The organism is Rathayibacter sp. AY2B9, assembly GCF_002931595.1.
Taxonomy (GTDB): Bacteria; Actinomycetota; Actinomycetes; order Actinomycetales; family Microbacteriaceae; genus Rathayibacter.
In genome coordinates this window covers 3,609-5,451 of sequence record NZ_PSUB01000033.1, presented here as the reverse complement: position 1 = coordinate 5,451, position 1,843 = coordinate 3,609, and the positions used below count along the sequence as shown (strand labels likewise).

Here is a 1,843-nt window from a genome sequence, read left to right as displayed (position 1 = left end):
TACAACGGTATGAGTGTAGTGATTATCAAGTTATCGGCTTATTAGTACCGGTCAGCTCCGACAGTCTTTAGTCCTGTCTTCCACATCCGGCCTATCAACCCAGTCGTCTGGCTGGGAGCCTCTCCCCCGAAGGGATGGAAATCTCATCTCGAAGCCGGCTTCCCGCTTAGATGCTTTCAGCGGTTATCCGTTCCGAACGTAGCTAATCAGCGGTGCTCCTGGCGGAACAACTGACACACCAGAGGTTCGTCCATCCCGGTCCTCTCGTACTAGGGATAGATCTTCTCAAATTTCCTGCGCGCGCAGCGGATAGGGACCGAACTGTCTCACGACGTTCTAAACCCAGCTCGCGTACCGCTTTAATGGGCGAACAGCCCAACCCTTGGGACCTACTCCAGCCCCAGGATGCGACGAGCCGACATCGAGGTGCCAAACCATGCCGTCGATATGGACTCTTGGGCAAGATCAGCCTGTTATCCCCGAGGTACCTTTTATCCGTTGAGCGACAGCGCTTCCACAAGCCACTGCCGGATCACTAGTCCCGACTTTCGTCCCTGCTCGACTTGTCAGTCTCACAGTCAAGCTCCCTTGTGCACTTACACTCGCCACCTGATTGCCAACCAGGTTGAGGGAACCTTTGGGCGCCTCCGTTACTCTTTGGGAGGCAACCGCCCCAGTTAAACTACCCATCAGGCACTGTCCCTGAACCCGATTAGGGTCCGAAGTTAGATATCCAGAGTGACCAGAGTGGTATTTCAACAATGACTCCACGAACACTAGCGTGCCCGCTTCAACGTCTCCCACCTATCCTACACAAGCCACACCGAACACCAATACCAAACTATAGTAAAGGTCACGGGGTCTTTCCGTCCTGCTGCGCGTAACGAGCATCTTTACTCGTAATGCAATTTCGCCGAGTTCGCGGTTGAGACAGCTGGGAAGTCGTTACGCCATTCGTGCAGGTCGGAACTTACCCGACAAGGAATTTCGCTACCTTAGGATGGTTATAGTTACCACCGCCGTTTACTGGGGCTTAAATTCTCAGCTTCGCCTTGCGGCTAACCGTTCCTCTTAACCTTCCAGCACCGGGCAGGCGTCAGTCCGTATACATCGTCTTGCGACTTAGCACGGACCTGTGTTTTTAGTAAACAGTCGCTTCCCACTGGTCTCTGCGGCCATCGAACGCTCCCGGAGCAAGTCCGTTCACGCCTCAGGCCCCCCTTCTCCCGAAGTTACGGGGGCATTTTGCCGAGTTCCTTAACCACGATTCTCTCGATCTCCTTAGTATTCTCTACCTGACCACCTGAGTCGGTTTGGGGTACGGGCAGCTAGAACCTCGCGTCGATGCTTTTCTTGGCAGCATAGGATCACCGATTTCGACTTGCGTCTACCCATCAGATCTCAGGCTATATGAACGACGGATTTGCCTATCGTTCGCCCTACATCCTTAGACCGGGACAACCATCGCCCGGCTCGGCTACCTTCCTGCGTCACACCTGTTAATACGCTAAACGCACCAGCACGGGGTCGTACGCTAGGCCCAACGCTTCACCCCGAAGGGATCCATCAAAGGGATTCAGATACTTAGCACTACTGGATTGTCTTGGGCGGTTCTTCGCCGGTACGGGAATATCAACCCGTTGTCCATCGACTACGCCTGTCGGCCTCGCCTTAGGTCCCGACTTACCCAGGGAAGATTAGCTTGACCCTGGAACCCTTGGTCTTCCGGAGGACGGGTTTCTCACCCGTCTTTCGCTACTCATGCCTGCATTCTCACTCGTGTGGCATCCACGGCTGGTTCACACCGCCGCTTCACTCGCCACACGACGCTCTCCTACCCACC

Annotated in this window: 1 rRNA gene (running past one end of the window); it reads right to left on the bottom strand. The window is 54.9% G+C overall.

Features of this window, described 5'->3' with window-relative positions:
- Nucleotides 1–21 precede the first annotated feature (21 nt).
- Nucleotides 22–1,843 (bottom strand): 23S ribosomal RNA (locus C5C25_RS16095) (it continues 1,363 nt past the right edge of the window).